This is a genomic window from Actinomadura geliboluensis (genome assembly GCF_005889745.1).
Lineage (GTDB): Bacteria > Actinomycetota > Actinomycetes > Streptosporangiales > Streptosporangiaceae > Spirillospora > Spirillospora geliboluensis.
Genome location: NZ_VCKZ01000402.1, coordinates 1 through 8,000 on the forward strand (window position 1 = coordinate 1; position 8,000 = coordinate 8,000).

Sequence of the window (8,000 nt, forward strand, 5' to 3'; positions counted from 1 at the left end):
GGTCGGCGGTGTCCAGCATCTTGATCCACATCTGCCCGTAGACGGCGGGCGGCAGCGTGAACGTCAGGTCGCCGTCGTGCGCGTTGAACAGCAGCAGGAACGAGTCGTCCCGGACCGGCCGCCCGCGCGGGTCGGGCTCGCTGATCGCGTCGCCGTTCAGGAACACGTTCAGCGACTTGTTGAAGCCCGCGGACCAGTCCCGGTCGGCCATCTCCCGGCCGCCCGGCGTGAACCACACCAGGTCGGGCAGCTCCTCGGACTCCGCCTCGGCCTCGCCCATCCGCCGCGCCGCCCTGCGGGCGCGCTTCGTCCGCTGGTCGCCGAGGAAGAACCGGCGGCGCCGGAAGACGGGATGCGCGGTGCGCAGCCTGGAGAGCCGCCGGACGAAGTCGAGCATCGGGCCGCGCTCGTCGAAGAAGGTGTCGTCGCGGAGGCCCGTCCAGTCGACCCACGAGATCTTGGTGTCCTGGCAGTAGGCGTTGTTGTTGCCGCCCTGGGTGCGGCCTATCTCGTCGCCGTGCAGCAGCATCGGGACGCCCTGCGACAGGAACAGCGTGGTCAGGAAGTTGCGTTTCTGCCGTTCGCGCAGCGCGACGATGTCGAGGTCGTCGGTCGGGCCCTCGTTGCCGCAGTTCCACGAGCGGTTGTCGTCGCTGCCGTCCCGGTTGCCCTCGCCGTTCGCCTCGTTGTGCTTGTGGTCGTAGGAGACGAGGTCGTGCAGCGTGAACCCGTCGTGGCAGGTCACGAAGTTGATCGAGGCGATCGGGCGGCGGCCGTCGTCGGCGTACAGGTCGGACGAGCCCGTCAGCCGGGACGCGAAGTCGGGCATGGCGCCGGGCTGCCCGCGCCAGTAGTCGCGCATGGTGTCGCGGTACTGGCCGTTCCATTCCGTCCACAGCGGCGGGAAGTTGCCGACCTGGTAGCCGCCCTCGCCGACGTCCCACGGCTCGGCGATCAGCTTCACCTGGGAGACGACCGGGTCCTGCTGGACGAGGTCGAAGAACGCCGACAGCCGGTCCACCGCGTGCAGTTCGCGGGCCAGCGTCGCGGCGAGGTCGAACCGGAACCCGTCCACGTGCATCTCGGTCACCCAGTACCGCAGCGAATCCATGATCATCTGCAGGACGTGCGGGCTGCGCATCAGCAGGCTGTTCCCGGTGCCCGTCGTGTCGGTGTAGTAGCGCGGGTCGTCGTCGGCGAGCCGGTAGTAGGACGCGTTGTCGATGCCCCGGAACGACAGTGTCGGCCCGAGGTGGTTGCCCTCGGCGGTGTGGTTGTAGACGACGTCCAGGATCACCTCGATCCCGGCCTGGTGCAGGGCCTTCACCATCGCCTTGAACTCCAGCACCTGCTCGCCCCGCTGCCCGGACGAGGAGTACTCGTTGTGCGGCGCGAAGAACCCGATCGTGTTGTAGCCCCAGTAGTTGCGCAGGCCGCGCCGCACCAGCACGTCATCGTGGACGAACTGGTGGACGGGCATCAGCTCCACCGCCGTCACCCCGATCGAGCGCAGATGATCGGTGATCACCGGGTGGGCGAGGCCCGCGTAGGTGCCGCGCAGCGCCGGCGGGATCTCCGGATGCCGGGCGGTGAGGCCCTTCACGTGCGCCTCGTAGATCACGGTCTCGTGGTACGGGATGCGCGGCGGCCGGTCGTCGCCCCAGTCGAAGTACGGGCTGACGACCACCGACCGCATCGTGTGGCCCGCCGAGTCGGCGTCGTTGCGCGACCACGGGTCGCCGAACTCGTAGCCGAAGCACGACTCGTCCCAGTCGATCGTCCCCTCGACGGCCTGCGCGTACGGGTCGAGGAGCAGCTTCGCCGGGTTGCAGCGCTGCCCGCGGCGCGGATCGAACGGCCCGTGCACCCGGTAGCCGTACCGCCGGCCCGGCATCACGCCCGGCAGGTAGCCGTGCCAGACGAACGCGTCCACCTCGGGGAGCGTCAGCCGCGTCTCCTCGCCGTCGCCCGCCGGCCCGTCGAACAGGCACAGCTCCACCCGCTCGGCCGCCTCGGAGAACACGGCGAAGTTCGTCCCCGCGCCGTCGAACCGGGCGCCGAGGGGATACGCGTCGCCCGGCCAAACCTGTGCCACTTGTCCCGCCCTCCCGTCCGGACCGCGACGGGCCCCGGCGCCATGGCGACTGCACGGCTGCCGACGCGGGCCCGGCGGCGCACGCCGGAAGCCCTTCCCCCTGAGGCTTGAGTCACACCGATTGGGAGTCCACTGGCCAGAACGGACACTCCTGAGCTACGTTAGGGGAGCCTAACCTCAATAAGGGCGCCCTAAGTGCCCGAGGGGAGGCGCGTCGGGCCAGCTCCAGCCGCACGGAAGGTCTCCCACCGGCATGTACGTCTGCATCTGCAACGCCGTCACCGAGGACGACGTCCACGGCTGCATGGCGAGCGGCTGCACGACCGCCAAGGCGGTCAAGGCCGCCTGCGGCTTCAAGCCCGGCTGCGGCATGTGCACCAAGCGCATCCACACCATGGTCAGCCAGTACCGGACGGCCAACGAGCTGGCGGACGCCCTGACCGGCGGCCCGCTCGCGCTCACCGCCGTGCCGGAGCAGGCCGTGCCGGAGCAGGCCGACCCGGCCCCGTCCGAGATCGCCGCGGAGCTCGCCGCGGAACCGACCGCCGAGGGGGCCGCCCCGCCGACCGCCGCCTGAGCGAAACCGCGGCCCCGCACGGCCCGCCGAGGGAGGCGGACACGCGCCGTGCGGGGGTTAGTGCTGTCCCCAACTAGGCGGCCATGGAAGCATGGGGGCCATGGAAGGCGACAGAGAGATCATCGCGCTGCTCAACGAGCAGCTCACCGCGGAGCTCACGGCGATCAACCAGTACTTCCTGCACTCCAAGATGCAGGAGAACTGGGGCTTCCTCCGCATGGCCAAGCACACCCGCGACGAGTCGTTCGACGAGATGCGGCACGCGGAGCGGCTCACCAACCGGATCCTGTTCCTGGAGGGGCTGCCGAACTACCAGAAGCTCGGCACCCTGCGCATCGGGCAGACGATCTTCGAGCAGCTCAAGGCCGACCTCGAGATCGAGATGGAGGCCGTGGCGCGGCTCCGCCCCGGCATCGAGCTGATGCGCTCGCGCGGCGACGTCACGTCCGCCCGGCTCTTCGAGCACATCCTCGCCGACGAGGAGGAGCACATCGACTACCTGGAGACCGAGCTGAGCCTCGTCGAGGCGCTGGGCGAGCAGAACTACCTGCAGCGCCTCACCGACTCCCCCACCGAGAGCGGCTCCAGCGCCTACTGACCCGCGCCTAGTCGCGCGGCGTCTCCGCGGACGCCGCCTTCCGGCGCAGCACGAACGGCTGGACGATCCCGAGGCCCCGGACCGGGCGCCGCACGATCCGCGTCACCTCGTAGGCCGCTGAGCCCTCCAGGCACGCCGCCAGCTCGCTGTCGATCACGACGGAGCCGGGGCGGGCCAGCGAGGTGAGCCGGGCGGCGAGGTTCACCGTGGTCCCGAACACGTCGCCCATCAGCGGCAGGACGGGGCCGTGGGCCACGCCGACCCGGACGTCCGGGACCTCGGTCTCGTCCTGGATGGCCGCCGCGACCGTCAGCGCGATCTCCGCGCCGACCTCCGGCGACTCCGCGCTGAACAGCACCTCGTCGCCGAGCGTCTTCACCAGCCGGCCGCCGCAGGAGGCGATGATGTCGGCGGCGGTCTCCTCGAACCACTCCACCACCCGGGCCAGCTCGATCTCCTCCAGCTCCCGGCTGACCTGGGTGAAGGACACCATGTCGGCGAACCCGACGGTGGTCATCGGGCGGCCCGCCGGGTCGCCGTTGTCGCGGCTCGCCGCCGCGGCCAGCGCCCGGGTCCCGGCCGCCGCGAGCTGCCGCCGCCAGGCGTGCACGACCAGCGGCTCGAACTCGCCGATGTGCTTCTCGGCGATGTCCACGACCGTGTCGACCGCCTCCGCGGACGGCGTCTCGTGCGGGTCGCCGGTCAGCATGCTGCGCAGCAGGTTGACCTGCCACTCCGCGAGCCGGGTCATCGTCTGCCCGTAGGCGCGGACCAGGCGGACCACGCCGTCCTCGTCCAGGATCCCGTCGTCGACCAGCCGGCGCAGCCGGTCCAGCGCCGCGACGTCGCCCTCGGTGTAGGCGATCGTCTCGTCCGGCATGGACGGGTACCCGAACGCCCGCCAGATCCGGCCCGCGAAGTCGCGGGTGACCCCGGCCAGCCGGACGGCCTGGACGCGGTTGTACCGCAGCTCGCCGCCGAGCAGGAGCTCCTCGATCTCCTTCGGATCGGGCAATCCGGCCGCCATCTCCCGCCCCTCAGCCCGCCGCCGCCGGGGGCCGCGGCGGCGGCGTCATCATTCGATCTCCGGACATATCGGTGCAGCTCACCAGCAACCCCAAGAGTTGGAACTCGCCGTGCACATCGTTGCAGATCAGCACTCGGATCAACGCCCGGACCGCGGATCCTCGTTCCCCGTTCAACGGACGTGCACCACATCGCCGGCGCTGACCGCGCTGTCCCCGCCCGGCCCCGCGACGACGAGGCGGCCCGTCTCGTCCACGTCCCGGGCCCGCCCGGTCAGCCGCTGGTCGCCGGGCAGCTCCACGCGGACGTCGCGGCCGAGCGTGACGCACAGGTCCCGGTAGGCGGTGCGCAGCCCGCTGGTGTCCGGATCGCCGCCGAGCGCCGTCCACTCCCGGTACCAGGTCTCGAACTCGCGCAGGATCGCGCGCAGCAGCGGCGCCCGGTCGCTGAGCGGCGCGCCCTCGATCGCCAGCGACGTCGCGGTCGGCACCGGCAGCTCCTCGGCCCGCAGGCCCACGTTCAGCCCGACGCCGATCACCAGGCCGTCGCCGACCCGCTCGGCGAGGATCCCGGCGAGCTTGCGGTCGCCGACGAGCACGTCGTTCGGCCATTTGAGGCGGGCGTCCACGGCCGTGTCGCCGTCGGCGTCCGCGCCGAGGAACCGCTCCCCCCTCTGCGACCAGGCGGTCATCCGGCGGATCGCGGTGGCGACGGCGACGCCCGTCAGCAGCGACGCCCAGCCCAGCCGCTGCACCGGCACCGCGGGCCGCACCAGCATGGAGAACGCCAGCCCGGACCGCGGCGGCGCCGTCCACGCCCGGCCCTTGCGGCCCCGGCCCGCCGTCTGCCACTCGGTGGCCAGCACGGTGCCCTCCGGCGCGCCCTCCCGCGCCCGCGCCGCGAGGTCGGCGTTGGTGGAGCCGGTCTCGTCCACGATCCCGATCTCCCGCCACAGCCCGCCCTCCCGGACGAGCGCGCGCCGCAGCGCGCCCTCGTGCAGCGGCGGCCGTCCGAGATCCCCATACGCTGAGTCCACGCCTCCATCCAACCCGATGACGGTCTTGATCTTGGGGCCGGACGTCGGGTAGGGGGCCCGGTCCTCGTTAGGGTGCGGCTTATGGATGGAGTGACGCTGCGGCGCGACGGGCATGTCGCGGAGATCGTGCTGGACCGCCCCGAGGCCCTCAACGCCCTGTCGACGGCGATGGCCCGCCGCCTCACCGGCGCCTGCGCCGAGGTCGCGGCGGACCCGGCCGTCCGCGCCGTCGTGCTGAGCGCGGCCGGGGAGAAGGCGTTCTGCGTGGGCGCCGACCTCAAGGAACGCAACGCGATGACCGACGACGAGATCCTCGCGCAGCGGCCAGTCTTCCGCGCCGCGTTCGGCGGCGTGCTGAACCTGCCGCAGCCGGTCATCGCGGCCGTGCACGGCTACGCGCTCGGCGGCGGCTGCGAGTTCGCGCTCTCCTGCGACATGATCGTCGCGGACGAGACGGCCGTGTTCGGGCTGCCCGAGGTGGGCGTCGGCCTCGTCCCGGGCGGCGGCGGCACCCAGCTCGCGCTGCGCCGCCTCGGCCCCGGCAAGGCCGCCGACCTGGTCTTCACCGGCCGCCGCCTCGCCGTCGACGAGGCCCTCGCCTACGGCCTCGCCGACCGCAAGGTCCCCGCCGGCACCGCCCGCGAGGAGGCCCTCGGCATCGCCGAGGCGATCGCCCGCAACTCCCCGGCCGCCGTCCGCGCCGCGAAGCGCGCGATGCGCCTCGGCGGCGGCGTCGGCCTGGACGCGGGCCTCGACCTGGAGGAGAACGCCTGGCGCACCGTCGCCTTCTCCCCCGACCGCCGCGAGGGCATCGCCGCCTTCAACGAGAAGCGCAAGCCGAACTGGCCGAGCTGATCGGGCGCGGGCTGACCGGGCGCGGGCTGCCGCTCAGGCGGTGCCCAGGTCGTCGGAGTGGCCTGCTCGCAGGCGGGGCCACTGGGCGGTGGGACGGCCGTCGGTGCGGAAGAAGCCGCCGTTGACGGAGCCCGCCTTAGGCCAGCCTGCGGGTGAGTCCTCCCAGGTCTCCTGGCGCCCGTAGACGGTCATGTCCATCAGCGAGTAGGCGATGTCCATGGCCTCCACGCCGCGGCCGTTCGTCCAGTAGGTCTCGAAGACCCGGTCGCCGTCGCGCAGGTAGCAGACCAGGTGGAACATGCCCGCGGTGCGTCCGGTCAGCAGGGTCTCGGCGGAGTCTTGGACGGAGTACCAGGGCATGGTCCAGCCCATGAAGTCGCGGTACCGGACGCTCTCCTCGTAGGGGCCCTGGCAGAACGTCGCGTAGGTGATGCCCGCGGCGTGCAGGTTGGACAGCTCGCGGACCTGGCCGTTGTAGTACGTGCAGCCCTCGCACTGCTCCGCGGCGGGGTGGCCGGTGTGCCACATCATGTAGTAGGCGATCAGCCGGCTGCGGCCCTCGAACGCGTCCAGCAGGGTGAGCGGGCCGTCCGGGCCGGTCAGCGGGGCCTTGGCGTCCACCTCGACCATCGGCAGCCGGCGGCGGGCGGCCGCGATCGCGTCGCCCGCGCGGGTGTGCGCCTTCTCGCGAACGCGCAGCGCGTCCAGTTCGGCCTGGAAGGCGGCCCGGTCGACCACGTCGGGCAGCGGAGTCGTGTCGGTGTTCATGGGATCTTCCCTCGCTCTCGATGGACTTTCACCCCACCGACGAAGGGCGGCCGCCCCGGATCGACATCGCCGGGAAAAATCTTGGAATCAGAGTTCGCGGAGGCGTCCGGCCAGGTAGCGGCGCTCGGCTTCGGTCGGCGCCAGCTCCAGCGCCTCCTCGTAGGCGACCCTGGCCTCGGCGGTACGGTCCGCCCGGCGGAGCAGGTCGGCCCGGGTCGCGGGGAGCAGGTGGTAGCCGGCGAGCCGTCCGGACGCCGTCAGCTCGTCGACGAGGGCCAGCCCCGCCGGGATCCCGTCCGCCATCGCGATCGCGACGGCGCGGTTGAGGTCCACGACCGGGGACGGGGCCAGCCGCGCCAGTTCGGTGTAGAGGGCGGCGATCTGCGGCCAGTCCGTGCTCGCCGTGTCGGGCGCGGTGGCGTGGCAGGCGGCGATCGCGGCCTGCACCTGGTACGGCCCGGGCCGCCGCAGGGCCATCGCCCGGTCGAGCACCGCCACCCCCTCGTCGATCAGCGCGCGGTCCCAGCGGGAGCGGTCCTGGTCCTCCAGCGGGACGAGCACGCCGCCGGCCGTGCGGGTCGCGCGCCGGGCCCCGTGCAGGAGCATCAGCGCGAGCAGGCCGCTCGGCTCGGGTTCGGACGGCATCAGCCGGACCAGCACGCGGGCGAGGCGGACGGCCTCGGCCGCCAGGGGGCGGGCCGGGTCCGGCTCGCCGTACCCCTGGTTGAAGATCAGGTACAGCACGGCGAGGACGGCGTCGAGCCGCTCCGGGAGGAGCTCGGCGGGCGGCACCCGGTACGGGACGCCCGCCTCCCGGATCTTGCGTTTGGCGCGGACGAGGCGCTGCGCCATCGCGGGCTCGGCGGTCAGCAGGGCGCGGGCGATCTCGGCGGTGCTGAGCCCCGCCAGCGTGCGCAGGGTCAGCGCGACCCGGGCCGGGAGCGGCAGCGCCGGATGGCAGCAGGTGAAGATCAGCCGCAGCCGCTCGTCCGGGATGTCGTCGTCTGGCGGCGGGCCGGGGTCGCGGGCCGGGGCCGCGAGGGCG

General features: G+C 72.8%; 8 protein-coding genes. 3 read left to right on the top strand and 5 right to left on the bottom strand.

The window, feature by feature from the left end:
* Positions 1 to 2,095: glycogen debranching protein GlgX (gene glgX, locus ETD96_RS36415; protein WP_138641020.1), on the bottom strand; the 2,095-nt coding region annotated here is incomplete at its 3' end.
* Between the two features lie 253 nt (positions 2,096 to 2,348).
* On the opposite strand from glgX, the gene ETD96_RS46195 reads away from it, so the two are divergent.
* Positions 2,349 to 2,672 carry a (2Fe-2S)-binding protein gene (locus tag ETD96_RS46195; protein ID WP_205719618.1) on the top strand — a complete coding sequence of 108 codons (324 nt, stop codon included), beginning with the start codon at positions 2,349 to 2,351 and terminating at the stop codon, positions 2,670 to 2,672.
* Positions 2,673 to 2,772: 100 nt separating this feature from the next.
* Positions 2,773 to 3,270, top strand: a complete 498-nt coding sequence (gene bfr / locus ETD96_RS36425) for a bacterioferritin (protein WP_138641021.1) — start codon at positions 2,773 to 2,775, stop codon at positions 3,268 to 3,270.
* 7 nt (positions 3,271 to 3,277) lie between these two features.
* Here bfr and ETD96_RS36430 read toward each other — a convergent pair whose 3' ends face one another.
* Together ETD96_RS36430 and ETD96_RS36435 are read right to left on the bottom strand one after the other, a co-directional pair.
* The gene (locus ETD96_RS36430; protein ID WP_138641022.1) at positions 3,278 to 4,297 is read right to left on the bottom strand and encodes an adenylate/guanylate cyclase domain-containing protein; all 1,020 of its coding nucleotides are present in this window, start codon (positions 4,295 to 4,297) and stop codon (positions 3,278 to 3,280) included.
* A gap of 171 nt (positions 4,298 to 4,468) precedes the next feature.
* On the bottom strand, positions 4,469 to 5,332 hold the full coding sequence (locus tag ETD96_RS36435; RefSeq protein ID WP_138641023.1) for a biotin--[acetyl-CoA-carboxylase] ligase: 864 nt from the start codon (positions 5,330 to 5,332) through the stop codon (positions 4,469 to 4,471).
* 81 nt (positions 5,333 to 5,413) lie between these two features.
* Here ETD96_RS36435 and ETD96_RS36440 point away from each other — a divergent pair, with 81 nt between their 5' ends.
* Complete coding sequence (locus ETD96_RS36440; protein WP_138641024.1) at positions 5,414 to 6,187, top strand: enoyl-CoA hydratase/isomerase family protein; 774 nt, start codon at positions 5,414 to 5,416, stop codon at positions 6,185 to 6,187.
* Between the two features lie 33 nt (positions 6,188 to 6,220).
* Here ETD96_RS36440 and ETD96_RS36445 read toward each other — a convergent pair whose 3' ends face one another.
* Complete coding sequence (locus ETD96_RS36445) at positions 6,221 to 6,955, bottom strand: DUF899 family protein (RefSeq protein WP_138641025.1); 735 nt, start codon at positions 6,953 to 6,955, stop codon at positions 6,221 to 6,223.
* 87 nt (positions 6,956 to 7,042) lie between these two features.
* Positions 7,043 to 8,000, bottom strand: a 958-nt coding sequence (locus tag ETD96_RS36450) for an RNA polymerase sigma factor (protein WP_138641026.1), incomplete at its 5' end; no start/stop codon positions are given.